We start from the raw sequence: 24,573 nt of genomic DNA, 5'->3' as shown, positions 1-24,573 counted from the left end.
CTCATGTTCGAACGCCTGATCCAGTTTGCCATCGAGCAGCGCATCATCGTGCTGCTCGCCGTTTTGCTCATGGCCGGCCTCGGCATCGCCAGTTATCAAAAGCTGCCGATTGACGCCGTGCCGGATATCACCAACGTCCAGGTGCAAATCAACACCGGCGCCGCCGGGTTCTCGCCGCTGGAAACCGAGCAGCGCATCACCTTCCCGATTGAAACCGCGATGGCCGGCCTGCCGTCGCTGGAGCAGACCCGTTCGCTGTCGCGCTCGGGATTGTCGCAGGTCACGGTGATTTTCAAGGACGGCACCGATCTGTTCTTCGCCCGGCAGTTGGTCAACGAGCGACTGCAGATCGCCAAGGAGCATTTGCCCGAGGGAGTGGATGCGATGATGGGGCCGATTTCCACCGGTCTTGGCGAGATTTTCCTGTGGACAGTGGAGGCGCAGGACGGTGCGCTCAAGGACGACGGCACGGCCTATACGCCGACCGATCTGCGGGTGATTCAGGACTGGATCATCAAGCCGCAGTTGCGCAACGTCCAAGGTGTCGCCGAGATCAACACTATCGGCGGGTTTGCCAAGGAGTATCAGATTGCCCCCGATCCGAAACTGCTGGCGGCGTACAAACTGACCCTTACCGATCTGGTCACGGCGCTGGAACGCAACAACGCCAACGTCGGCGCCGGCTACATCGAGCGCAGCGGCGAGCAATTGCTGATTCGTGCGCCGGGGCAAGTGGCGAGCACCGAAGACATCGCCAATATCGTGATGGCCAACGTCGACGGCACGCCGATCCGGGTCAAGAACGTCGCCACCGTGGACATCGGCCGTGAACTTCGCACGGGTGCAGCCACCGAAAACGGTCGCGAAGTGGTGCTCGGTACGGTGTTCATGCTGATCGGTGAAAACAGTCGCACCGTGTCCCAGGCTGTCGCCAACAAGCTTGAACAGATCAACCGCTCCTTGCCCAAAGGCGTGATCGCCGTGCCGGTGTACGACCGCACGCACCTGGTGGACAAAGCCATCGCCACGGTGAAGAAGAACCTGGTGGAAGGCGCGATTCTGGTGATCGCGATTCTGTTCCTGTTCCTTGGCAACATCCGCGCGGCGCTGATCACTGCAATGGTGATTCCGCTGTCGATGCTGTTTACCTTCACCGGGATGTTCAGTAACAAAGTCAGCGCCAACCTGATGAGCCTCGGTGCGCTGGACTTTGGCATCATCGTCGACGGCGCGGTGGTGATCGTTGAGAACACCCTGCGACGGCTGGCCCATTCGCAGCAACATCACGGGCGTTTATTGACCCGTTCCGAGCGTTTTCACGAAGTATTTGCGGCCGCCAAAGAAGCGCGTCGTCCGCTGATTTTCGGCCAGTTGATCATCATGGTCGTGTACTTGCCGATCTTCGCCTTGAGCGGTGTCGAAGGGAAAATGTTCCACCCGATGGCGTTCACAGTGGTCATCGCGTTGTTGGGCGCCATGCTGTTGTCGGTGACCTTTGTGCCGGCGGCCATTGCGCTGTTTGTCACCGGCAAGGTCAAGGAAGAGGAGGGCGTGGTCATGCGCGGCGCGCGGCGGGTGTATGCACCGGCGCTGGCCTGGGTGATGAACCACCGGGCGTTGGCCGTAAGCATGGCATTGGGCGTGATTGTGCTCAGCGGTGCGGTAACCAGCCGTATGGGCAGCGAGTTTGTACCGAGCCTCAGCGAAGGTGATTTTGCCCTGCAAGCCTTGCGCGTGCCGGGCACCAGCCTGACCCAGTCGGTGGACATGCAGCAGCGTCTGGAAACCCTGATCCTCGCCAAAGTGCCGGAAGTCGAGCGCATGTTCGCCCGCACCGGCACCGCCGAAATCGCCTCCGACCCGATGCCGCCGAACATCTCCGACAGTTACGTGATGCTCAAGCCAAAAGATCAGTGGCCGGACCCGGGCAAGTCCCGTGAAACCCTGATGACTGAACTGCAACAAGCCGCCGCGACGTTGCCGGGCAGCAACTATGAGCTGTCGCAGCCGATCCAGTTGCGCTTCAACGAACTGATCTCCGGCGTGCGCAGCGACGTGGCGGTTAAGGTGTTCGGAGATGACATGGCCGTGCTCAATGCCACGGCGGCAAAAATCGCTACCGCCATGCAGAAGGTCAACGGCGCGTCCGAGGTCAAAGTCGAGCAAACCACCGGCCTGCCGGTGCTGACCATCAACATCGACCGCGACAAGGCGGCGCGCTACGGGCTCAACGTCGGTGATGTGCAAGACACTATTGCGGTGGCGGTGGGTGGGCGTCAGGCCGGCACGTTGTATGAAGGGGACCGACGTTTTGACATGGTGGTGCGTCTGTCCGATGCCATGCGCAAGGACATCGAAGGCTTGTCGGCGCTGCTGATTCCGGTGCCGGCGCCGCTCAATGGTGCTGCCAATCAGATTGGCTTCATCGCCCTCAAGGATGTCGCCAGCCTCGATCTGGTGCTGGGGCCGAATCAGGTCAGCCGCGAAAACGGCAAGCGCCTGGTCATCGTCAGCGCCAACGTGCGTGGGCGCGATATTGGCTCCTTTGTTAAAGAAGCGGGCGAGGTGATCGAGCGCGATGTTCAGGTTCCGGCGGGTTACTGGACCAATTGGGGCGGGCAGTTCGAACAGTTGCAGTCGGCGGCCAAGCGCTTGCAAATCGTGGTACCGGTAGCTCTGCTACTGGTGTTCGGGTTGCTGTTCATGATGTTCAACAACCTCAAGGACGGGCTGCTGGTGTTTACCGGGATTCCGTTTGCCTTGACCGGCGGCGTCTTGGCGTTGTGGTTGCGGGACATCCCGTTGTCGATCTCGGCGGGCGTCGGTTTTATTGCACTGTCGGGAGTGGCGGTGCTCAACGGTCTGGTGATGATCGCGTTCATCCGCAACCTGCGTGAGGAGGGGCGCTCTCTCAGTGACGCGATCAACGAAGGTGCGCTGACCCGCTTGCGGCCGGTGTTGATGACGGCGCTGGTGGCGTCTCTGGGCTTTATTCCGATGGCACTGGCGACTGGCACCGGGGCGGAGGTGCAGCGTCCGCTGGCGACGGTGGTGATTGGCGGGATTCTGTCTTCGACCATCCTCACATTGCTGATCTTGCCGGCGCTGTATCAGCTCGCCCATCGACGAGACGAAGACACTATCCCAACCCAATAAGTGACCCCATGTGGGAGCGAGCCTGCTCGCGAATGCGGCCTATCAGTCGGTAATGATGCTGACTGATCCACCGCTTTCGCGAGCAGGCTCGCTCCCACATTTTTTTGGCACATAACGGATATGTAATTTCGGCGCCACCGTCACGAAAGGTTCGAATTGTTACCTTGATCCCGTTAGTTAATTAAACGAGGAATCAAACATGAAACTTGTACAAATCGGTGCGTTTGCGGTGGCGTTGATGATGTCTTCTCTGGTCATGGCTGCCGGTGGCGGCGACAGGACATTCGCAAGAATGATGGCGGCCAATGACCGCGTGATGGCACTGAATGTGGCCAAAGAACAGGCGCGTGACCCCGTCGTAGTCAATGAAAAGAAGGACGAAAAGTCTAAAGACTTGTAAGCGTGTCGCACTTGATCAAGCCCGTCATCGAAGGTCCATGGCGGGCTTTTTTTATGAGCCCGGATCTGAAGGTATCGGATATGAAAATTTTCAAATGGATTGCGTTCGCCGGCGTGATGGCGATGTCCCTGAATGTGCTGGCTGAAGGCGGCGGTGACCGGACGTTCGAGAAAATGCTGAGCGCCAACACCAAAGCAATGGAGCAATACGCTGCCAGCCAGGGCAAACCGGCGCCGGTGGTGAAGGACTATGAATACGGGATGAAGCTGGATGTGGTGAAAGTGGTCAGCGTAGTGCGCCCGCAGACTGCTTGCGCCGTGGTGCCTGCCGCCATGACCTACGAAGACTCGCAAGGCCAGCTCAACACCCTCAAATACACAGTGGCAGGCGATTGCCGTAAGGGCGGAGGATGAGGCCTACATCGCGTATTTCAATTCGCGATGTTTAAGACTGTGGCTGAATAGCAGAAGCTTCCCACAATGTTTTCAGGTTGTCCGTCGGACGTCCGGTCTCTAGCCTGTGCTGGTCGCTGCCAATTCAGCGATCGGGATTGGAACCCCGAGGGCAATACAGCGCCAAGGCGCCTTTCATAACGTATGCTTGCACACCTTCAATGTGTGCACTCCGTTTATGGCGGCTGTGCGCGGGAGACTTTCGGGTCTGCCGGGTTCTTTGCCCCCGGGTTCCAACCTGCGTACAGCTGCCACCCTTCGCGTGGAACCGAAAGGGGCAGCTACAACCTTCAGGCAAAGGAAACACTCTATGAAAAAGCCAACACCCAACCCTCCCGAAGCAGACGCCGTTGCGGACGCCGACTCAACATCCCCGTACGCCTCCGTCGACACCCGAAAACTCCACGAAGCCGCCGACCGCGCACTCGACTACTACCTCAATCCCACTGCCCAAATCATGGCCACGCCATACACCCCCAATAAGATGTTCTTCGTCAATCCCAAGGCTGACACCGAATCCCTGCTGGCCAACGCCTGCGAATCCCTGGCTTCGGCCACGGTCATGCTCGGTGACTTTGCCGCGCTGCTGGAAGGCACCCACCGCAGGACGCTGCTGGGTATTGCACAGGTCGTCATGCTCGGCGAGCTGGCGGTGAACAAGGCGCTGGATAATGTCGATCCGGCCGGCTAATCACCGCGGTCCCAAACACCACTAAACCCTGTGGTAGCCGGGCTTACCCGCGATAGCGGTGGATCAGTCGATGACGATGGTGGATGGGCCGACCTCATCGCGGGCAAGCCCGCTCCCACAGTATGTCGGGGTACCTGCAGACTTTGCGTACACCGCTAAACCTGTAGGAGCCGGGCTTGCCCGCGATAGCGGTGGATCAGTCGATGACGATGGTGGATGGGCCGACCTCATCGCGAGCAGGCTCGCTCCCACAGTATTTCGGGGGTACCTGCAGAATTTGTGTACACCGCTTGAAGAGGGTGGATGGGCTGACCTCATCGCGGGCAAGCCCGCTCCCACAGTATGTCGGGGTACCTGCAGACTTTGCGTACACCGCTAAACCTGTAGGAGCCGGGCTTGCCCGCGATAGCGGTTGGTCAGTCGAAGAAGATGCTGGATGGGTCGGCTAAGTCCGGGACCAAAAAAGACGCCCCGAAGGACGCCAAAAAATTCACCTCTTTCCAAAGGAGCAAGGAGCTTCTAAAGGTGAATGGTGGAGACGCGGTAAACCTAGAGAATCGCCAATGGATACTCGACAATCACCCGCACTTCATCCAGGTCCGATTCAAACGCTGTCGCGCGGGTAGTGGCTTGACGCAGACGTAGCGACATATCTTTCAGCGAGCCGCTCTGCACCACGTATTTGACTTCTACGTCGCGCTCCCAGCGTTTCTGGTCCGTGAGCGGGTTGCCGTCAGCATCGCGGCGCATGTACACGTCGTTGGCGTTGGTATAGTCGGCGTCGGTGCCGCGGGCATAACGGGTCATGAACGACAGCCCCGGCACGCCATAGGTCGTCATGTCGAGGTCGTAACGCGCCATCCACGAACGCTCCTTGGGCGCGTTGAAGTCGCTGTACTGGATGGAGTTGTCGAGGAAGATCGAATCGGACTGACGCAGATAATCGAAGTCGTCATTGCCGTTGTTGCGCTGGTGCGATAACGCGACAGAGTGGGCGCCGAGTTTCACGCCGACCCGGCCGCTCCAGATGTTGTTGTCAAACTTGCCGAGCAACTGTTTGCCTTCATCGACCGCCTTGTAATAGTTAAGGCCGCCAAACAGCGACAGCTCATCCGACAGCGGGTAAGTCCATGCGGTGCCTGCGTAGTGTTGATTCCAGGCATCCTTGAGGCGGCTGGAATACAAGCTGAAACTGAGGTTGTTGTTCAACGCGTAGTCGCCGCCGTAGTAACTGGCCCACGGTGAGTTAACCGGACCGGCGTAGAAGGTCTCAAAGTTTTCGCGCATGTCGCTGGACACCGGTTGGCTCATGGCATGCAAGCGACCGCCCTGAACCGTCAGATCTTCGATGCTGGTGTTAGTGGCCGTGACGCCTCGGAAACTTTCCGGAAGCAATCGAGAGTCACCTGCCGCAACCACCGGGGTGGCGGGGAACACGTCGCCGACTTTTATCACCGTGTCAAAGGCCCGGATTTTGGCGGCGCCACCCACTTTGGTGTATTCGTCTTGCGCCTGGCCGTCACTGTCTACCGGAAGCATGTCGAACGAACTGTTGCCACCGTTGCGACCGTCACCGGTATCGAGTTTTAAGCCGATCATCGCAAACGCATCGACACCGACCCCGACGGTGCCTTGGGTAAATCCGGACTCGTATTTGCTGATGATGGCGTGGGCCCATGTTTCGGAATACCCATTGCCGGTCGGGCTGGACTGGCCTTTGCGGTAATCACGATTGAAGTAGAAGTTACGGTTTAGCACCGTCAGACTGCTGCCTTCGATAAACCCCTCGGCTTTATCTTCCGCAAAGACCATGGACGGCCCTGAGCCGACCACTACAGCCAAAGCGGCCATCGACATTTTTATAGTATTAACCATCAATCACTCCTTGGGTTCCGGCAGAACGGCAACGTGCTTCGGCTTGGTTTTTTCGTTCGGCGGGCAAGGGCCCGCCGGCAGGGTTGCCGGGTGACATCGTTGCAATCTGCGGATAACGCGAAGGTGATGGGGTAATTACAATTTCGTCATGTGGGTGGAACGGTCGTAGCGCATGAGGGAATAAGCGGCTGCGATCCTTCGAAGGTATCCAGTATTTCGTCCGAGAGCTGGGCATCGAAGTCAGCGGTAAGCGCGAGCTTGTCCTTCATGGTTCCGATTCGTTTTTCTATGGACGCCTGACAGGCGAGTGGCACAGAGGCAGGTTCAGTCTTGAAGCATCGAGTCGAAAATCCGTTCTGACGCCCAGCGGTCAGAGCGGTTACCAACTCATAAAAGACATCACGTTTCATTGTTCATCCTCGCCTCGGTTTGTCTTTCCAACATGCATTCAAGATAGAGGCATTGCCCCAATTCTGGCTGTAGGACGAACCTGACAATCCCGCGTGAGCTTTCGGTAATTGCAGAAGGAGGGCAGGGCAACCGTAACAAATCCCACAAACGCAAAAACGGCACCCGAAGGTGCCGTTTCTGTTTTTCTACCGAGTGTCGCCTAAGCGATCAACCCGCCAACCCGGCCTGCTGAACCAGGACCAGCAATGGCTGCGGATACAGACCCAGGAAGAACGCCAGTGCCGCGATGGCCAGCAGCATCACGCCGCCTGCACGTTGTTCCCAGTGCAGTTGCGCATCGTGGCGACGCAGGTTCGGTTCGATCAGGAACAGAGTGACCATCACACGCAAGTAGTAGAAAACGCCGATGGCGCTGCCCAGTACCAGGGAACCGACCAGCCACCACTGATGGGACTCGACGCCGGTTGCGATGATGTAGAACTTGCCGATGAAGCCCGCAGTCAGCGGGATACCGGCCAGGGACAGCATCATCACGGTCAGCACGGCGGTCAGGTACGGGCGACGCCAGAACAGGCCGCGGTATTCGTACAGGGCATCGGCGTCACGGCCGTTGTACGGCGAGGACATCAGGGTAATCACGCCGAAAGCGCCGAGGCTGGTGATCACGTAGGTGACCAGGTACACGCCGATGGCTTCCACGGCCAGACCCTTGCTCGCCACCAGGGCGATCAGCAGGTAACCAAAGTGCGCGATGGACGAGTAACCCAGCAGACGCTTGAGGTTGCTTTGGGTCAGAGCCAGCAGGTTACCGAACAGGATCGACGCAATGGCGATGATGGTCAGTACGTCACTCAGCACACCGCTGCTTGCCGCTGGCGAGATCTGGAACAGACGCACCATCACCGCGAACACGGCCACTTTCGAAGCGGTGGCCAGGAACGCGGCCACCGGTGCCGGAGCACCTTCGTAAACGTCCGGGGTCCAGAGGTGGAACGGCACCAGCGACAGCTTGAACGCCAGACCGATCAGCATCATGCCCAGGCCCAGTTGCGCCAGCGAGCTTGGCAGACCAGTAGCCGCCAGCGCCTGGCCGATACCGACGAAGCTCAGGCTGCCCGAATCGGCGTACAGCAGCGCCATACCGAACAAGATGAACGCGGAACCGGCGGCCGACAGCACCATGTACTTGATACCGGCTTCCAGCGAACGCTTGTTGAAGAAGGCATAGGCCACCAGACCATAGACCGGCACCGACAGCAGTTCCAGACCAACGAACAACCCGGCCAGGTGCTGCGCGCTGACCAGAACCAGGCCACCGGCGGCGGACATCAGGATCAGCAGGTACAGTTCTTCACGGTTGCCCGGGTAACCCGAACCGCCATCGCCGAGGTAGGCGTGGGCGAGGGTCACACAAGCGAGGGTGGCGACCAGGATCAGCGCCATGTACAAGCAAGCGAAGCTATCGATTTGCAGCAGCGGGGTCACGGCCAATGGCGCGACTTTCAGGGCTGGCAGGATCGACAGCAACGCCAGGTTCAGACCTGCCACCGAAATCAGGAAGGTCTGCGAGTGGTTGCGGCGCCAGGCAATCGCCAGCATCACCACGATGATCGTGGCGCTGGTGATCAACAACGGCGCTAGCGCGATAAAGTGTTGAGTCGTGAATTCCATAGCGCTCTTACCGGGCCGAAGCGAGTTGAGTGAAGGCGGTGCCGATCCACTGCTGCACGCCATGCATCGTCGCGGCAGAGGTATCGAGGAACGGTTGTGGGTACACGCCGATGTAAATCAGCAGCGCCGCCAGCCCGACCACCATGATCAGTTCGCGACCATCCATGCCATGCATCACCGCGTCCGACTTGGACGCGCCGAAGTAGGCACGGTGAATCATGATCAGCGAGTAGACCGAACCGAACACCAGGCCGGACGTCGCGATCACGGTGATCCACGGCGCAGTGGGGAAGGTGCCGATCAGGATCAGGAACTCACCGACGAAGTTACCGGTCGCCGGCAAGCCCAGGGAGGCCGCCGCGAAGAACAGGCTGACGCCTGGCAGGTAGGCGATTTTCGACCACAGGCCACCCATTTCACGCATGTCGCGAGTGTGGGTGCGCTCGTAGAGCTGGCCACACAGGATAAAGAGTGCCGCGGCCGACAGGCCGTGCGCGAGCATCTGCATCACCGCGCCCTGCAGCGCCAGTTGGCTGCCGGAGTAGATGCCGATCAGCACGAAGCCCATGTGCGAAACGCTGGAGTACGCGACCAGACGCTTGATGTCAGTTTGCGCGAACGCCAGGAACGCACCGTAGAAGATCCCGATCAGACCCAGGGCCATGGCGAACGGCGCGAACTCGGCCGAAGCATTCGGGAACAGCGGCAGGGCGAAACGCAGCAGACCGTAAGCCGCCGTTTTCAACAAGATACCGGCCAGGTCGACCGAACCTGCGGTTGGCGCCTGGGCGTGAGCGTCAGGCAACCAGGAGTGGAACGGTACGACAGGCAGCTTGACCGCGAAGGCGATGAAGAAGCCGAGCATCAGGATGTACTCGGTGGTCATCGACATCTTGGTTTTCAACAGGTCGGCGTAGTTGAAGGTAATCACGCCGGTGTCGTTGAAGTTGACCAGGACCAGACCCAGGATCGCCACCAACATGATCAGGCCGGACGCCTGAGTGAAGATGAAGAACTTGGTCGCCGCGTAGATCCGGGTTTTCTTGCCGTCCGAAGAACTGTGACCCCAGAGCGCGATGAGGAAGTACATCGGCACCAGCATCATTTCCCAGAAGAAGAAGAACATGAACAGGTCGAGGGCGAGGAACACGCCGACGACACCGCCCAGGATCCACATCAGGTTCAGGTGGAAGAAGCCAACGTGACGTTGAATTTCTTTCCACGAGCAGAGGACCGAGAGCACGCCCAGCAGACCGGTCAGCATGATCATCAGCAGCGACAGGCCGTCGAGGGCCAGGTGCACGCTGATGCCAAAGCGCTCGATCCAGATGTGCTTGAACTCAAGCGCCCAGGTCGGATCGGCGCCAGGCGCCGGGGCAAATGAATAGTCACCGTTGGCCCACAGCCAAAGGCCGAGGGAGAGCAACAGGGACATGGTGATCAGCGCAATCCAGCGGGGGAGGGTGGCGCCGAAGCGCTCACCCATCCAGCACAGCAGGCCGCCGATAAAGGGGATCAGGATTAGCCAAGGCAGAATCATGACGGGCTCAATTCCTTTCGCAAGTTCGCAAGGTTCATATTCAGACCGCTACCAGCACGATGGCGCCGATGACCAGCACGGAGCCGGCTGCCATCGATGCCGCGTACCAACGCAGTTGACCGGTTTCGGTACGGCTCAGGGCGGTGTGACCACCTTTGGCCATACGCGGAATCAGACCGATGGTCTGGTCGAGCGGGTCTCTGCGCAGTGCGTGGCTGATCGCCAGGTATGGCTTGACGAACAGTTTGTCGTAGATCCAGTCGAAGCCCCAGGCAGCGAACCACCAGGCCGAAAGGAAGCGACCGATGCCGCTGTTGGCGATTGCAGTGACGAAGCGACGCTTGCCAAGGAACAGCAGCGCGGCCAGCAGGATACCGGCCAGGGCGATGGCGCCCGAAGCGATTTCCAGACTGTGCTTGGCTTCGCCGCCGGCATGGCCGACGCTTTCTGGCAACACACCGTGCAGTGGCGGAACGATCATGGCGCCGACGAAGGTCGACAGCACAATCAGCACCGACAGCGGCAGCCAGTGAGCGATGCCGTGACCTGCGTGCGCTTCGGTCTTCGCTTCACCGTGGAACGCGATGAAGATCAGGCGGAAGGTGTACAGCGAAGTCATGAACGCACCGACCAGACCTGCGTACAGCAGACCGTGGTTGCCGCTGGCGAACGCTTCCCAGAGGATTTCGTCCTTGGAGTAAAAGCCTGCGGTCACCAGTGGCAAGGCAGACAGTGCCGCGCCGCCGACGATGAAGCTGGTGTAGGCCAGCGGCAGCTTCTTCCACAGACCGCCCATCTTGAAGATGTTCTGCTCGTGGTGGCAGGCAACGATCACCGAACCGGATGCAAGGAACAGCAGCGCCTTGAAGAAGGCGTGGGTCATCAGGTGGAAGATCGCGCCGTCCCAGGCACCCACGCCCAGGGCCAGGAACATGTAGCCGATCTGGCTCATGGTCGAGTAGGCGAGGATACGTTTGATGTCGGTTTGAACCAGTGCCGCGAAACCAGCCAGGACCAGGGTCACACCGCCGACCAGGCCAACCAGTTGCAGGATGTCCGGCGCCAACGCAAACAGGCCGTGGGTACGGGCGATCAGATAAACACCGGCGGTCACCATGGTTGCGGCGTGGATCAGTGCCGAAACCGGGGTAGGACCGGCCATCGCATCCGCCAGCCAGGTTTGCAGTGGCAGTTGCGCGGATTTACCGACAGCGCCGCCCAGCAGCATCAGGGTGGCCATGACCATCCAGAAGTCGCCGGCCTGGAATTTCTGCGGTGCCAGCACCAGCAGTTCCTGGACGTTCAGCGTGCCCAGTTGGGTGAACAGGATGAACAGGCCGATGGCCATGAATACGTCGCCGATACGGGTCACGATGAAAGCCTTGAGTGCCGCGTTACCGTTGTTGCGGTTGCTGTAGTAGAAACCGATCAACAGGTACGAGCACAGGCCTACGCCTTCCCAGCCGAAGTACAGGAACAACAGGTTATCGCCCAGGACCAGGAACAGCATGCTGGCGATAAACAGGTTGGTGTAGGCGAAGAAGCGCGAGTAACCGGCTTCACCGCGCATGTACCAGGACGCGAACAGGTGGATCAGGAAGCCGACGCCGACCACCACACCGAGCATGGTCACGGACAGGCCATCCAGGTACAGCGCGAAGTTCGGCGTAAAGCCTTCCACCGCCATCCACTGCCACAACACCTGGGTGTAGTGACCGCCTTCCGGCGGGGCGACGTTGAACTGCCAGATCACGTAAGTCGCGACGATGGCCGACAGACCGATGGAACCGACGCCGATCAGCGCCGACAGGTTTTCCGAGAGGCGGCCGCGTGAGAACGCCAGCAGCAGAAAACCTATGAGTGGGAATACGAAAGTCAGATAGAGAAGATTCATCCGCGCATCTCGCTGGCAGCGTCGATATCGAGAGTGTGGAAGCGGCGGTACAGCTGCAACAGAATCGCCAGGCCAATACTGGCCTCGGCGGCTGCCAGGCTGATCACCAGGATGAACATGATCTGTCCATCCGGCTGCGCCCAGCGGCTACCGGCAACGATGAACGCCAGTGCGGAGGCATTCATCATGACCTCCAGGCTCATCAGCACGAAGAGAATGTTGCGGCGGACCATCAGGCCGACCAGACCGAGGCAGAACAGGATGCCGGCGACCGCCAGACCATGCTCCATAGGGATAGCAGGCATCGTCATTGCTCCTTGGCTTCGTTGCGGCCCAAGTGGAACGCCGTGACGGCTGCAGCGAGCAGCAACATCGAGGCGAGTTCGACCACCAGCAGATACGGACCGAACAGGCTGATGCCCACGGCCTTGGCGTCTACGGTGGTGTGGCCGACGGCCTGACCGCTGGAATGGCTGAACAGCACATACAGCAGTTCACCCAGTAGCAATGCGCCGAGAATCACCGGGCCGAGCCAGATACCGGGCTTGAGCCAGACGCGCTCTTGCTGAGCCGAGGCCGGGCCCAGGTTCAGCATCATCACCACGAACACGAACAGCACCATGATGGCGCCAGCGTAGGCGATCACTTCCAGTACACCGGCAAACGGTGCGCCGAGGGCGAAGAACGTCATGGCCACGGCGATCAGCGAAATGATCAGGTAGAGCAGGGCGTGCACAGGGTTGGTGTTGGTGATCACGCGAAGCGTGGACACCACAGCGATACCCGATGCGAAATAGAAAGCGAATTCCATCTTTCTTCCTTAAGGCAGCAAGCTCTTCACGTTGATCGGCTGGGCTTCGTTTTGCGCGGAGCCTTTCGGCTTCCCGGCAATCGCCATACCTGCAACACGATAGAAGTTGTAATCAGGGTTTTTGCCGGGGCCGGAGATCAGCAGATCTTCTTTCTCGTACACCAGGTCCTGACGTTTGAACTCGGCCATCTCGAAATCCGGTGTCAGCTGGATCGCGGTGGTCGGGCAGGCTTCCTCGCAGAGGCCGCAGAAAATGCAGCGCGAGAAGTTGATGCGGAAGAAGTCCGGGTACCAGCGACCGTCTTCGGTTTCAGCTTTCTGCAGCGAGATACAGCCAACCGGGCACGCCACGGCGCACAGGTTGCAGGCTACACAACGCTCTTCGCCATCAGGGTCGCGGGTCAGGACGATGCGGCCACGGTAGCGCGGCGGCAGGTACACCGCTTCTTCCGGGTATTGCAGCGTGTCGCGCTTGCGGAAGGCGTGGCCAAAAATCATCACCAGGCTGCGAAGCTGGGTGAAGAAGCCATGCACGATGTCAAATATGTACTTCATGATTCTCTATCCTCACTGAGCCGCGACGGCGGGCGTGTTGAGCAACACGATCGCAGCGGTCACCAGCATGTTGACGAGGGTCAGCGGCAGGCAGAACTTCCAGCTGAAATCCATCACTTGGTCATACCGTGGGCGCGGAATCGAGGCGCGCAGCAGGATGAAGAACATGATGAAAAACGCGGTTTTCAGTGCGAACCAGATGAACGGGATCTGCGGCAGAATGCCGAACGGACCGTGCCAGCCACCGAAGAACAACGTCACCAGCAGTGCCGAAATCAACACGATGCCGATGTACTCACCGACGAAGAACATGCCCCATTTCATGCCGGCGTATTCAATGTGGTAACCGTCGGCCAGTTCCTGCTCCGCTTCCGGCTGGTCGAACGGGTGACGGTGAGTCACGGCGACACCGGCAATGAAGAAGGTCAGGAAACCGAAGATCTGCGGAATGATGAACCACAGGTTCTGCGCTTGGTATTCAACGATGTCGCGCATGTTGAACGAGCCGACCTGGATCACGATGCCCATCAACGACAGGCCCATGAACACTTCGTACGACACGGTTTGTGCCGAGGCCCGCAAGCTGCCTAGCAGGGCGAACTTGTTGTTACTCGACCAGCCGGCGAACAGTACCGCGTAGACCGACAGACCGGCCATGGCGAAGAAGAACAGGATGCCGATGTTGATGTCCGCCACACCCCAGGTCGGGGTGATCGGGATGATCGCGAAGGCAATCAGCAAGGCGCTCATGGCCACGACCGGCGCCAAGGTGAAGATCACTTTGTCGGCGAACGGTGGGGTCCAGTCTTCCTTGAAGAACATCTTGATCATGTCGGCTGCGATCTGGAACGCGCCGAACGGGCCGACGCGGTTCGGACCGTAACGGTCCTGCCAGAGGGCGAGCAAACGACGCTCGACCCAGCTCAACAGCGCGCCGCACACCACCACGGCGAGCAGAATCACGATGGCCTGAATGACTGCGATGATCACGTCGATCACTTCAGGAGTGAACCAAGTCATTGCGCTGCCTCCTGCAGACCGTCAACGGATTTGCCAAAGATCGCTGGCGGAATGCCGGCGATGCCCGCAGGCAATGCAACCAGACCGACACCCAGCTCTTCATTGATGCGCAGCGGCAGACGCAGGGTCTGACCAGCAACGTTCAAGCTCAGCATAGCGCCGTCATTGACCCCCAGACGATCAGCTTCGGATTTGGCCAAAGCGACATAAGCGGCCGGGATGCGTTCCTGAACCGGCGCGGCTTTCGAAGAGTTCTCTTCGCTGCCCAGCAGGTGGAAGAACGGCACAACCTGCCAGGTGCCCGGAGCCGGGTTGAACGCACGCGGAACAGCGGCGAACCAGTTCAGCGAGTCACCGGTGCTTTCGATCAGGCGGGTGCCCGGGTCGCCAGCGCGGATGTGACCACCGACTTCGTCCTGGAACTTGTTCCAGGCTTGCGGCGAGTTCCAGCCCGGAGACCAGGCGAATGGCACTTGCTGACGTGGTTCGACCGAGCCCGAGTAACCTTCCATCGAGAAGTTGAACGCGGTGTCGTTGTCTTGCGGGGTACGCGGTTCGTGCACGTTGATGTCGGCACGCATGGCGGTACGGCCGGAGTAACGCAGCGGTTCGCGGGCCAGTTTCATGCCCTTGATGCGGAACGAGGCGGACGGTGCGGCATCAACGATACGCGCCAGTTGCGGCGTGCTCGAAGCGACGGCAGCGGTGACGTGGTCCAGCTGGGTCCAGTTGATCGGCTGGTTCAGCAGGGTCGCGCGCAGGGCATGCAGCCAGCGCCAGCCTTCGTGAACCAGGATGCTGGCGTCCATGTATTTCGGATCGAAGACCTGGAAGAAGCGCTGGGCGCGGCCTTCCTGGCTGACCAACGTACCGTCGCCTTCGGCGAAGCTGGCGGCTGGCAGGACCAGGTGCGCGCGATCGCTGGTGGCGGTTTTCTGATGGTCGGCAACGATCACCACTTTCGCGGCGGTCAGGGCTGCATCAACCTTGGCTTTGTCGGTGCGGGTGTACAGATCGTTTTCCAGCACGACGATGGCGTCGGCACGGCCGTCGATCACCGCTTGCAGAGCTGCGTCGACCGAGTCACCACCGAGCATGGCCAGGCCGAGGCTGTTGGCCTCTGGCACGATCAGGCTGATGGAACCGTTCTTCTCGCGCAGCTTCAAGGCTTTGGCGATGTTTGCAGCCGCTTCGATCAGCGCCTTGGAACCCAACGAGGTACCGGCAATGATCAATGGACGCTTGGCCGCGAGCAGGGCGTCGGCGATGCGCTTGGCCAATTCGAGGGCTTCAGCATCCAGGCCTTCAACCGCTGGGGCGCTGGCGTCGAGGGCGTGAGCGACGGCGAAACCGATGCGGGCCAGGTCGTCTGGCGCAGCGTGAACGCATTCTTCGGCGATGTCGTCGAGCTTGGTTTCAGCCAGGCTGGCGATGAACAGCGGGTTCAGAGCGTTCTGACCGATGTTCTTCACCGCAGCGTCGAGCCAAGGTTGAACGCGCATGGCGTCGGCCATGTCTTCAGCTTTGCCTTTGACCGATTGACGCAGGGACAGGGCCATGCGCGCAGCGGTCTGGGTCAGGTCTTCACCGAGGACGAAGATTGCATCGTGGTCTTCGATGTCGCGCATGTTCGGGATCGGCAGCGGGCTGTCTTTCAGCACCTGCATGACCAGACGAATGCGTTCCAGCTCGGCGGCTTCGATACCGGAGTAGAAGTGCTCGGCGCCGACCAGCTCGCGCAACGCGTAGTTGCTTTCAAGGCTGGCGCGCGGCGAACCGATACCGACGATGTTGCGACCGCGCAGCAGGTCAGCGGCTTTGTCCAGCGCTTCGTCGAGGCTCAGCTTGGTGCCGTTGGCCAGCAAAGGCTGACGCGGGCGATCTTCGCGGTTGACGTAGCCATAGCCGAAACGGCCACGGTCGCACAGGAAGTACTGGTTTACCGAACCGTTGAAACGGTTTTCGATACGACGCAGTTCACCGTAGCGCTCGCCCGGGGAGATGTTGCAACCGCTGGAGCAGCCATGGCAGATGCTCGGCGAGAACTGCATGTCCCACTTGCGGTTGTAGCGCTCGGAGTGAGTCTTGTCGGTGAACACACCGGTCGGGCAGACCTCAGTGAGGTTGCCGGAGAACTCGCTTTCCAGTACGCCGTCTTCTACGCGACCGAAGTACACGTTGTCGTGGGCGCCGAACACACCGAGGTCGGTGCCGCCGGCGTAATCCTTATAGAAGCGCACGCAGCGGTAGCAAGCGATGCAGCGGTTCATTTCGTGGGAAATGAACGGGCCCAGTTGCTGGTTCTGGTGGGTACGCTTGGTGAAGCGGTAACGGCGCTCGTTGTGGCCGGTCATTACCGTCATGTCTTGCAGGTGGCAGTGACCGCCTTCTTCACAGACCGGGCAGTCGTGAGGGTGGTTGGTCATCAACCATTCAACGACGCTGGCGCGGAATACTTTCGCTTCTTCGTCGTCGATGGAGATCCAGCTGCCGTCGGTGGCGGGGGTCATGCAGGACATGACGATCCGACCACGCTTGTCGTTTTCGTCGGTGTACTGCTTGACCGCGCACTGGCGGCAAGCGCCAACACTGCCAAGGGCTGGGTGCCAGCAGAAATACGGGATATCGAGGCCTAGCGACAGACATGCCTGTAACAGGTTGTCTGCCCCATCGACTTCGAGCTCTTTGCCGTCTACGTGGATAGTGGCCATGGTTCAAAGTTCTTCGTTGGCCCGGTGTCAGCGGGCGTGGCTAATGGAATCTTGTATTCGTGTGAATCAACACAGCCGTTCAAGGCGTCATCACACGAAAGGCTGCGGGCACGGACCCTTCGCCTTTTTAAGCGTTTACGCGCCGACTACGATCGGCCTTGCCAGAGGCGGGACGGCGGCGCTGGTTGGTGCGATGCCGGCTTCGAACTCTGGACGGAAGTATTTGATTGCGCTGCCCAACGGCTCCACTGCGCCCGGTGCGTGAGCACAGAAGGTCTTGCCAGGGCCGAGGAAACCGACCAGACCCAACAGGGTCTCGATATCGCCGGCTTGCCCTTCACCGTTCTCGATGGCGCGCAGGAGCTTGACGCTCCACGGCAAACCGTCACGGCACGGGGTGCAGAAGCCACAGGATTCGCGGGAGAAGAACTCTTCCATGTTGCGCAGCAAGGACACCATGTTGACGCTGTCGTCCACCGCCATGGCCAGGCCGGTACCCATACGGGTGCCAACCTTGGCGATGCCGCCGGCATACATTTGTGCATCCAGGTGTTCCGGCAACAGGAAACCGGTACCGGCGCCGCCAGGCTGCCAGCACTTGAGCTTGTAACCGTCGCGCATGCCACCGGCGTAGTCTTCGAACAGCTCGCGACCGGTGACGCCGAATGGCAGTTCCCACAGCCCAGGGTTCTTGACCTTGCCGGAGAAGCCCATGAGCTTGGTGCCCATGTCTTCACTGCCTTCACGGGCCAACGATTTGTACCAATCCACGCCGTCGGCAATGATCGCCGGCACGTTGCACAAGGTTTCAACGTTGTTCACGCACGTCGGCTTGCCCCACACGCCAACGGCGGCAGGGAAGGGCGGCTTGGAGCGCGGGTTGGCGCGGCGGCCTTCGAGGGAGTTGATCAGTGCGGTTTCTTCACCGCAGATGTAACGCCCGGCGCCGGTGTGGACGAACAGCTCGAAATCGAAGCCGCTGCCCAGAATGTTTTTACCCAGCAGGCCTGCTGCCTTGGCTTCTTCTACGGCACGGTTGAGGTGCTTGGCGGCGGTGGTGTATTCGCCACGCAGGAAGATGTAGCCACGGTAGGTTTTCAGCGCGCGGGCACTGATCAGCATGCCTTCGATCAGCAGATGGGGCAGTTGCTCCATCAGCATGCGGTCTTTCCAGGTGTTCGGCTCCATTTCATCCGCGTTGCACAGCAGGTAGCGGATGTTGATGGATTCGTCTTTGGGCATCAGGCCCCACTTAACGCCCGTGGGGAAGCCTGCACCACCGCGACCCTTAAGGCCGGAATCTTTCACGGTCTGGACGATGTCGTCCTGAGCCATGTCGGCGAAGGCCTTGCGCGCTGCGGCGTAACCGTTCTTGGCCTGGTACTCGTCGAGCCACACGGCTTCGCCGTCGTCACGCAGACGCCAGGTGAGCGGGTGAGTCTCGGCCGACCGCTTGATGCGGTTGGCAGGGCCAAAGGAAGTCAGGGTCATACGTAGCCCTCGAGCAATTTGGCAACGCCGGCAGGCTGCACATCACCGAAAGTGTCGTCGTCGATCATCAACGCCGGCGCCTTGTCGCAGTTGCCGAGGCAGCAGACCGGCAGCAGGGTGAAACGACCGTCGGCGGTGGTCTGACCCAGGCCGATGCCAAGCTTGCTCTGGATTTCGCTGACCACGGATTCGTGGCCGCCGATGTAGCAGACCATGCTGTCGCAGACGCGAATGATGTGACGGCCAACCGGCTGACGGAAGATCTGGCTATAGAACGTCGCCACGCCTTCTACGTCGCTGGCCGGAATGCCGAGAATCTCGCCGATGGCGTACAGAGCGCCATCCGGCACCCAGCCACGTTCCTTCTGAACGATCTTCAGGGCTTCGATCGACGCCGCGCGCGGGTCTTCGTAGTGATGCAACTCGTGCTCGATGGCCGAGCGCTCGGTTTCACTCAAGGTGAAACGGTCTGTCTGGATAAGCGTGCTGTTCATGCTTAGCGGTCCACGTCGGCCATAACGAAATCGATACTACCCAGGTACGCGATCAAGTCCGCGACCATGCTGCCTTTGATCACCGAAGGGATCTGCTGCAAGTGCGGGAAGCTTGGGGTACGAATCCGGGTGCGGTAGCTCATGGTGCCGCCATCGCTCGTCAGGTAATAACTGTTGATGCCCTTGGTCGCTTCGATCATCTGGAAGGATTCGTTGGCCGGCATGACCGGGCCCCACGAAACTTGCAGGAAGTGCGTGATCAGGGTCTCGATGTGTTGCAGGGTGCGCTCTTTCGGCGGCGGCGTGGTCAGCGGGTGATCCGCCTTGTACGGGCCTTCCGGCATGTTGCGCATGCACTGGTCGATGATCTTGATGCTCTGGCGCATTTCTTCGACGCGCACGATGCAGCGATCGTAGGCATCGCCGTTGGCGGCCAGCGGCACTTCGAATTCGAAGTTTTCGTAACCCGAGTACGGACGCGCCTTACGCAGGTCGAAATCGCAACCGGTGGCGCGCAGGCCGGAACCAGTGACACCCCATTCCAGGGCTTCCTTGGTGTTGTAGTCGGCGACGCCAATGGTCCGGCCACGCAGGATGCTGTTGTCCAGGGCGGCTTTCTGGTATTCGTCCAGACGCTTTGGCATCCACTCGACGAAGTCTTTCACCAGTTTTTCCCAGCCGCGCGGCAGGTCGTGAGCGACGCCACCAATGCGGTACCAGGCCGGGTGCAGACGGAAACCGGTAATGGCTTCGATCACCGTGTACGCCTTCTGACGGTCGGTGAACGTGAAGAACACCGGGGTCATGGCGCCCACGTCCTGGATGTACGTACCCAGGAACAGCAGGTGACTGGTGATCCGGAAGAACTCGGCCATCATGATGCGGATGACGTCGACCTTCTCCGGCACCTTGATGCCGGCCAGCTTCTCGACCGCGAGCACGTACGGCAGGTTGTTCATCACGCCGCCGAGGTAGTCGATACGATCGGTGTACGGGATGAAACTGTGCCAGGACTGACGCTCGGCCATCTTCTCGGCGCCACGGTGGTGGTAGCCAACGTCCGGCACGCAATCGACGATCTCTTCACCGTCCAGCTGCAGGATGATGCGGAACGCACCGTGCGCGGAAGGGTGGTTAGGACCGAGGTTGAGGAACATGTAGTCCTCGTTTGCACCGGAACGCTTCATGCCCCAGTCTTCAGGCTTGAAGCGCGCGGCTTCTTCCTCAAGCTGTTGCTTGGCCAGGTTCAGGGTGAACGGGTCGAACTCGGTGGCACGGGCCGGGAAGTCCTTGCGCAGCGGGTGACCTTCCCAGGTCGGTGGCATCATGATACGGGTCAGGTGCGGGTGACCGGCAAAGTTGATGCCGTACATGTCCCACACTTCACGCTCGTACCAGTTGGCGTTTGGCCACAGACCGGTCACGGTCGGCACGTTGAGGTCGCTCTCGGATAAGGCGACCTTGATCATCACGTCACTATTACGTTCGATCGACATCAAGTGATAGAACACAGTGAAGTCGGCGCCGCTTGGCAGCCCTTGACGCTTGGTGCGCAGACGCTCGTCCACGCCGTGCAGGTCATAGAGCATGACGTACGGCTTTGGCAGGTTACGCAGGAAGGTCAGGACTTCGACGAGTTTGGCACGCGCAACCCAAAGCACCGGCATGCCGGTGCGGGTTGGCTGGGCGGTGAACGCCTCGGGGCCAAAACGGTTGTTCAGTTCGACGACCACATCCTGGTCGTCTGCCTTGTAAGGCGGGATGTACAGAGCACTGCCTGTAGTCATGGTTATTTATCGCTTTCGGTCAACGTAAAGAATGAAGCCAGGTTCTCGTTCTATAAAAGAAGCAGGTCTGGATCAGACTTCGTCGGGGCTGCGCAGGTTGGTGACTGCGATTCGCTGTTCGCGGCGCTTTTCCTTCTCGGAAGGCATCTCGGCGCGGTACACGCCTTGATCGCCTACGACCCAGGAAAGTGGGCGACGCTCCTGGCCAATCGACTCTTGCAAGAGCATCAAGCCTTGCAGAAAAGCTTCAGGACGGGGCGGGCAGCCAGGCACGTAGACGTCCACGGGCAGAAACTTGTCCACCCCTTGAACGACAGAGTAGATGTCGTACATGCCACCGGAGTTGGCGCACGAACCCATGGAGATAACCCATTTAGGTTCGAGCATTTGCTCGTAGAGACGCTGAATGATCGGCGCCATCTTGATGAAGCAGGTACCGGCGATAACCATGAAATCCGCCTGACGCGGCGATGCCCGGATAACCTCGGCGCCAAAGCGCGCGATGTCGTGGGGCGCCGTGAAGGCGGTGGTCATTTCCACGTAGCAGCACGAAAGACCGAAGTTATACGGCCACAGGGAGTTCTTGCGCCCCCAGTTGATCGTGCCGTTAAGCACGTCTTCGAGCTTGCCCATGAAAATGTTTTTGTGGACTTGATCTTCTAACGGATCGGAAACGGTTTCCCGTTCGCCAATCGGATACTGCTCGTTAGGAGCATCGGGGTCGATCCTGGTGAGATTGTATTGCATTGCCAAAGCCTCATTGTTTCAGCTTCGCTTGTCGCTTACGACGAGCTTCCGGAGCCCAGTCAAGGGCGCCCACTCGGAATAGGTAGACAAGGCCTGCCAACAGAATTGCTATGAAAACGAGAGCTTCGACGAATCCGGTCCAGCCGCTTTCGCGGACGGACACAGACCATGCAAAGAGAAAAAGGGCTTCGATATCGAAGATCACGAAGAGCATCGCGACCAGATAGAATTTGGCTGAGAGCCGCAGACGGGCGCCACCTGTAGGCAGCATGCCGGATTCAAACGGTTCGTTTTTGCTGCGACCCCAGGCTTTTGACCCGAGGAGGCTGGAGACGCCGAGCATGAAGGCGCATAGGCCGACGACGCCCAGAAGGAAAATGGCAAAGCCCCAGTTGTGGGCCATGAGTCCTGTCGCTTCGGGCATGCTGGTAATCCTTAACAGAGAGCAAAGGTCTCTGAGCTTGAAAAAGTAACAACGCAGTGACGATATGTCGCAGCAATCAATCCCGCTGATTTTATGGCTAAACACCCAGCAAGTAAAATTCCTATAGCGAAATTATTTATAGGATTAAGGACATAGCGCACCTCCAAAGCCCCGCAGCCCATGCATGGCGGGCATTAGCCGGCTTTTCATCAATATTGTTTTGTCGGGAATGTAACGAACATAGTTGCTCATGAATGATAATCAATATTGTTTGTAGTGGTTTTTAAACTGATTAGCGGGGTAAGAGTCGGGAAGTTGCGTTATATGCGCGTTACTGCAAGTAGCGGCCGGGTTCGTTTTACCTTGGTTTTCTGATCGGGAATCTGCTCTGGATCAATGATTTTGAGCGCAATTTTTGGCTTGGCGCATTCCCTGTAGGAGTCGGGCTTGCCCGCGATGGCGGCGTGTCAGGCGCTGCGGATGTTGACTGAAAGTCCGCCATCGCGGGCAAGCCCGGCTCCTACAGGGTTCGGTGTTCATTAAATCGCAGGCAAAAAAACGCCCCGTACCAGTCGGGGCGTCAGATGTGCAGCGTTGCGGTTAGCTTTCTATCCGGTCCGCAACGGCCGTTTACTCAGGCGAAGCAGATCAGTGGAACTGTTCTTCTTCAGTCGAACCGGTCAGTGCGGTTACCGAAGACGAGCCACCTTGAATCACAGTGGTCATGTCGTCGAAGTAGCCGGTGCCCACTTCCTGCTGGTGAGCCACGAAGGTGTAGCCCTTCGAAGCGTCAGCGAACTCTTGCTCTTGCAGTTTCACGTAGGCAGTCATGTCGTTGCGGGCGTAGTCGTGCGCCAGGTTGAACATGCTGTGCCACATGTTGTGAATGCCGGCCAGGGTAATGAACTGGTGCTTGTAACCCATGGCGGACAGTTCGCGCTGGAACTTGGCGATGGTCGCGTCGTCCAGGTTTTTCTTCCAGTTGAAGGAAGGCGAGCAGTTGTACGACAGCAGTTGGTCCGGGTATTCCTTTTTGATCGCTTCAGCGAAGCGACGAGCCTCGTCCAGATCCGGCTTGGCGGTTTCGCACCAGATCAGATCGGCGTACGGAGCGTAAGCCAGGCCGCGAGCGATGGCCTGGTCCAGACCGGCGCGCACTTTGTAGAAGCCTTCCTGGGTACGTTCGCCGGTCACGAATGGCTGGTCGTACGGGTCGCAGTCGGACGTCAGCAGGTCAGCTGCGTTAGCGTCGGTACGGGCCAGGATGATGGTCGGAGTACCGGCAACGTCAGCTGCCAGACGGGCAGCGGTCAGCTTCTGTACAGCTTCCTGAGTAGGAACCAGTACCTTGCCGCCCATGTGGCCGCATTTTTTCACGGAGGCCAGTTGGTCTTCGAAGTGAACGCCGGCGGCGCCTGCTTCGATCATGCTCTTCATCAGCTCGTAAGCGTTCAGTACGCCGCCGAAACCGGCTTCGGCGTCAGCCACGATTGGAGCGAAATAGTCGATGTAGCCTTCGTCGCCCGGGCCTTTGCCGGCTTTCCACTGGATCTGGTCAGCACGACGGAACGAGTTGTTGATGCGCTTGACCACGGTCGGAACCGAGTCCACCGGGTACAGTGACTGGTCCGGGTACATCGATTCGGCGGAGTTGTTGTCCGCAGCTACTTGCCAGCCCGACAGGTAGATCGCCTGGATACCGGCTTTGACTTGTTGTACAGCCTGGCCGCCGGTCAGGGCGCCCATGCAGTTGACGAAATCTTTCTCGGGACGGAAGGAAGGCTTGGCGCCCTGGGTGACCAGGTTCCACAGCTTCTCGGCGCCCAGTTTTGCAAAGGTGTGCTCAGGTTGAACCGAGCCACGCAGGCGGACGACGTCAGCAGCGGAGTAAGCGCGTGTCACGCCTTTCCAGCGTGGGTTTTCAGCCCAATCTTTTTCAAGGGCTGCAATTTGCTGTTCGCGTGTCAGTGCCATGGAGATAAACCTCGTCGCGTCTTTTACGGAAAGTTGTTCTGCGGTGGAAAATTCATGCGCTCGCTGACCAGAAGCTTGGGTGGTCAAGTCGGATTCGGCGGGGTAGCGACGGGATGAACGATGGGCTCGAGGGGAAGTGAGCAGGTAAGGGCAAACTGGCGGGCGCATTCGGGCATCGTGGGCCTTGGTGCGAACTTCAGTGTAGTGCCGGGTTACCTAATTACGCTTCCGTCCCTCGGGACAACTTCGTTCCAGTCGGCAACCTCGTCAAACACACCTTGTGGGCGGTACAGACACGAAGCGGCTCGCGGGATAGGTGCGAGCATCGCTTCGAAGGCCCTTGCCAGGGCCCCTGATTAGCGGGAGCGAGGCCATCATGCCTTTGCTTTTTTCGATCGTCAAACGTTTTGTAGTGCTTTTTTTCAAGCACTACATCTTTGGTCTAATACGACTAATCAGTCAGTTTTAG

20 protein-coding genes are annotated in these 24,573 nt (G+C 59.4%); 4 read left to right on the top strand and 16 right to left on the bottom strand.

The genetic code is table 11. The annotated features are described in order from the left end of the window. Positions 1-3 precede the first annotated feature (3 nt). The 4 genes from ACWGZX_RS03280 to ACWGZX_RS03265 all read left to right on the top strand — a co-directional run bounded on the left by ACWGZX_RS03280 (position 4) and on the right by ACWGZX_RS03265 (position 4,699). Positions 4-3,156, top strand: a complete 3,153-nt coding sequence (locus ACWGZX_RS03280; RefSeq protein WP_452627274.1) for a CusA/CzcA family heavy metal efflux RND transporter — start codon at positions 4-6, stop codon at positions 3,154-3,156. 199 nt (positions 3,157-3,355) lie between these two features. Further along, the gene (locus tag ACWGZX_RS03275; protein WP_223520366.1) at positions 3,356-3,556 is read left to right on the top strand and encodes a co-regulatory protein PtrA N-terminal domain-containing protein; all 201 of its coding nucleotides are present in this window, start codon (positions 3,356-3,358) and stop codon (positions 3,554-3,556) included. Positions 3,557-3,636: 80 nt separating this feature from the next. Continuing rightward, complete coding sequence (locus ACWGZX_RS03270; protein ID WP_223520365.1) at positions 3,637-3,969, top strand: DUF2790 domain-containing protein; 333 nt, start codon at positions 3,637-3,639, stop codon at positions 3,967-3,969. A gap of 349 nt (positions 3,970-4,318) precedes the next feature. Then, positions 4,319-4,699, top strand: a complete 381-nt coding sequence (locus tag ACWGZX_RS03265; RefSeq protein ID WP_452627273.1) for a DUF6124 family protein — start codon at positions 4,319-4,321, stop codon at positions 4,697-4,699. Between the two features lie 549 nt (positions 4,700-5,248). On the opposite strand, the gene ACWGZX_RS03260 is transcribed toward ACWGZX_RS03265, so the two are convergent. The 16 genes from ACWGZX_RS03260 to aceA form a co-directional block, all read right to left on the bottom strand. Next, complete coding sequence (locus ACWGZX_RS03260; RefSeq protein WP_452627272.1) at positions 5,249-6,574, bottom strand: OprD family porin; 1,326 nt, start codon at positions 6,572-6,574, stop codon at positions 5,249-5,251. 146 nt (positions 6,575-6,720) lie between these two features. Further along, a complete protein-coding gene (locus ACWGZX_RS03255) occupies positions 6,721-6,984 on the bottom strand; it encodes a hypothetical protein (protein ID WP_452627271.1) in 264 nt (87 codons plus the stop codon). A 208-nt stretch (positions 6,985-7,192) separates the two neighbouring features. Then, positions 7,193-8,656 (bottom strand): NADH-quinone oxidoreductase subunit NuoN, encoded by a 1,464-nt coding sequence (nuoN, locus tag ACWGZX_RS03250; protein WP_223518214.1) that lies wholly within the window; start codon positions 8,654-8,656, stop codon positions 7,193-7,195. A gap of 7 nt (positions 8,657-8,663) precedes the next feature. Further along, positions 8,664-10,196, bottom strand: a complete 1,533-nt coding sequence (gene nuoM, locus ACWGZX_RS03245) for an NADH-quinone oxidoreductase subunit M (RefSeq protein ID WP_452627270.1) — start codon at positions 10,194-10,196, stop codon at positions 8,664-8,666. Between the two features lie 40 nt (positions 10,197-10,236). After that, entirely contained in the window at positions 10,237-12,090 is a 1,854-nt protein-coding gene (nuoL, locus tag ACWGZX_RS03240; protein WP_452627269.1) for an NADH-quinone oxidoreductase subunit L, read from the bottom strand. Further along, a complete protein-coding gene (gene nuoK / locus ACWGZX_RS03235; protein WP_007946416.1) occupies positions 12,087-12,395 on the bottom strand; it encodes an NADH-quinone oxidoreductase subunit NuoK in 309 nt (102 codons plus the stop codon). Before nuoK ends, nuoL begins: the two co-directional genes overlap by 4 nt. 2 nt (positions 12,396-12,397) lie before the next feature. Continuing rightward, entirely contained in the window at positions 12,398-12,901 is a 504-nt protein-coding gene (nuoJ, locus tag ACWGZX_RS03230) for an NADH-quinone oxidoreductase subunit J (RefSeq protein WP_452627268.1), read from the bottom strand. Positions 12,902-12,910: 9 nt separating this feature from the next. Beyond that, positions 12,911-13,456, bottom strand: coding sequence for an NADH-quinone oxidoreductase subunit NuoI (gene nuoI / locus ACWGZX_RS03225; RefSeq protein WP_007946418.1), 546 nt, complete (start codon positions 13,454-13,456; stop codon positions 12,911-12,913). A 12-nt stretch (positions 13,457-13,468) separates the two neighbouring features. Further along, entirely contained in the window at positions 13,469-14,476 is a 1,008-nt protein-coding gene (gene nuoH, locus ACWGZX_RS03220) for an NADH-quinone oxidoreductase subunit NuoH (RefSeq protein ID WP_452627267.1), read from the bottom strand. Then, on the bottom strand, positions 14,473-17,187 hold the full coding sequence (gene nuoG / locus ACWGZX_RS03215) for an NADH-quinone oxidoreductase subunit NuoG (protein WP_452627266.1): 2,715 nt from the start codon (positions 17,185-17,187) through the stop codon (positions 14,473-14,475). Before nuoG ends, nuoH begins: the two co-directional genes overlap by 4 nt. A 135-nt stretch (positions 17,188-17,322) precedes the next feature. Further along, a complete protein-coding gene (gene nuoF / locus ACWGZX_RS03210; protein WP_223518225.1) occupies positions 17,323-18,678 on the bottom strand; it encodes an NADH-quinone oxidoreductase subunit NuoF in 1,356 nt (451 codons plus the stop codon). Continuing rightward, positions 18,675-19,172, bottom strand: a complete 498-nt coding sequence (gene nuoE, locus ACWGZX_RS03205; protein ID WP_008020715.1) for an NADH-quinone oxidoreductase subunit NuoE — start codon at positions 19,170-19,172, stop codon at positions 18,675-18,677. The genes nuoF and nuoE overlap by 4 nt, the downstream gene beginning before the upstream one ends. 2 nt (positions 19,173-19,174) lie before the next feature. Further along, positions 19,175-20,959: an NADH-quinone oxidoreductase subunit C/D gene (gene nuoC, locus ACWGZX_RS03200; RefSeq protein ID WP_452627265.1), complete on the bottom strand. Its 1,785-nt coding sequence runs from the start codon at positions 20,957-20,959 to the stop codon at positions 19,175-19,177. A gap of 72 nt (positions 20,960-21,031) precedes the next feature. After that, complete coding sequence (locus ACWGZX_RS03195) at positions 21,032-21,706, bottom strand: NuoB/complex I 20 kDa subunit family protein (RefSeq protein ID WP_007946424.1); 675 nt, start codon at positions 21,704-21,706, stop codon at positions 21,032-21,034. 10 nt (positions 21,707-21,716) lie between these two features. Continuing rightward, positions 21,717-22,130 (bottom strand): NADH-quinone oxidoreductase subunit A, encoded by a 414-nt coding sequence (locus tag ACWGZX_RS03190; RefSeq protein WP_003223812.1) that lies wholly within the window; start codon positions 22,128-22,130, stop codon positions 21,717-21,719. Between the two features lie 648 nt (positions 22,131-22,778). After that, entirely contained in the window at positions 22,779-24,104 is a 1,326-nt protein-coding gene (gene aceA / locus ACWGZX_RS03185) for an isocitrate lyase (protein WP_007946425.1), read from the bottom strand. Positions 24,105-24,573 lie beyond the last annotated feature (469 nt).

It is taken from the genome of Pseudomonas sp. CLCA07 (genome assembly GCF_053615335.1).
The sequence above is the reverse complement of the archived record's forward strand: the minus strand, read 5'-3'. Positions and strand labels throughout refer to the sequence as shown.

Bases quoted from the DNA above. Each gene is read 5' to 3' on its own strand.
- ACWGZX_RS03280 (WP_452627274.1), top strand. From the start codon at position 4: ATGTTCGAACGCCTGATCCAGTTTGCCATCGAGCAGCGCATCATCGTG.
- ACWGZX_RS03275 (WP_223520366.1), top strand. From the start codon at position 3,356: ATGAAACTTGTACAAATCGGTGCGTTTGCGGTGGCGTTGATGATGTCT.
- ACWGZX_RS03270 (WP_223520365.1), top strand. From the start codon at position 3,637: ATGAAAATTTTCAAATGGATTGCGTTCGCCGGCGTGATGGCGATGTCC.
- ACWGZX_RS03265 (WP_452627273.1), top strand. From the start codon at position 4,319: ATGAAAAAGCCAACACCCAACCCTCCCGAAGCAGACGCCGTTGCGGAC.
- ACWGZX_RS03260 (WP_452627272.1), bottom strand. From the start codon at position 6,574: ATGGTTAATACTATAAAAATGTCGATGGCCGCTTTGGCTGTAGTGGTC.
- ACWGZX_RS03255 (WP_452627271.1), bottom strand. From the start codon at position 6,984: ATGAAACGTGATGTCTTTTATGAGTTGGTAACCGCTCTGACCGCTGGG.
- nuoN (WP_223518214.1), bottom strand. From the start codon at position 8,656: ATGGAATTCACGACTCAACACTTTATCGCGCTAGCGCCGTTGTTGATC.
- nuoM (WP_452627270.1), bottom strand. From the start codon at position 10,196: ATGATTCTGCCTTGGCTAATCCTGATCCCCTTTATCGGCGGCCTGCTG.
- nuoL (WP_452627269.1), bottom strand. From the start codon at position 12,090: ATGAATCTTCTCTATCTGACTTTCGTATTCCCACTCATAGGTTTTCTG.
- nuoK (WP_007946416.1), bottom strand. From the start codon at position 12,395: ATGCCTGCTATCCCTATGGAGCATGGTCTGGCGGTCGCCGGCATCCTG.
- nuoJ (WP_452627268.1), bottom strand. From the start codon at position 12,901: ATGGAATTCGCTTTCTATTTCGCATCGGGTATCGCTGTGGTGTCCACG.
- nuoI (WP_007946418.1), bottom strand. From the start codon at position 13,456: ATGAAGTACATATTTGACATCGTGCATGGCTTCTTCACCCAGCTTCGC.
- nuoH (WP_452627267.1), bottom strand. From the start codon at position 14,476: ATGACTTGGTTCACTCCTGAAGTGATCGACGTGATCATCGCAGTCATT.
- nuoG (WP_452627266.1), bottom strand. From the start codon at position 17,187: ATGGCCACTATCCACGTAGACGGCAAAGAGCTCGAAGTCGATGGGGCA.
- nuoF (WP_223518225.1), bottom strand. From the start codon at position 18,678: ATGACCCTGACTTCCTTTGGCCCTGCCAACCGCATCAAGCGGTCGGCC.
- nuoE (WP_008020715.1), bottom strand. From the start codon at position 19,172: ATGAACAGCACGCTTATCCAGACAGACCGTTTCACCTTGAGTGAAACC.
- nuoC (WP_452627265.1), bottom strand. From the start codon at position 20,959: ATGACTACAGGCAGTGCTCTGTACATCCCGCCTTACAAGGCAGACGAC.
- ACWGZX_RS03195 (WP_007946424.1), bottom strand. From the start codon at position 21,706: ATGCAATACAATCTCACCAGGATCGACCCCGATGCTCCTAACGAGCAG.
- ACWGZX_RS03190 (WP_003223812.1), bottom strand. From the start codon at position 22,130: ATGCCCGAAGCGACAGGACTCATGGCCCACAACTGGGGCTTTGCCATT.
- aceA (WP_007946425.1), bottom strand. From the start codon at position 24,104: ATGGCACTGACACGCGAACAGCAAATTGCAGCCCTTGAAAAAGATTGG.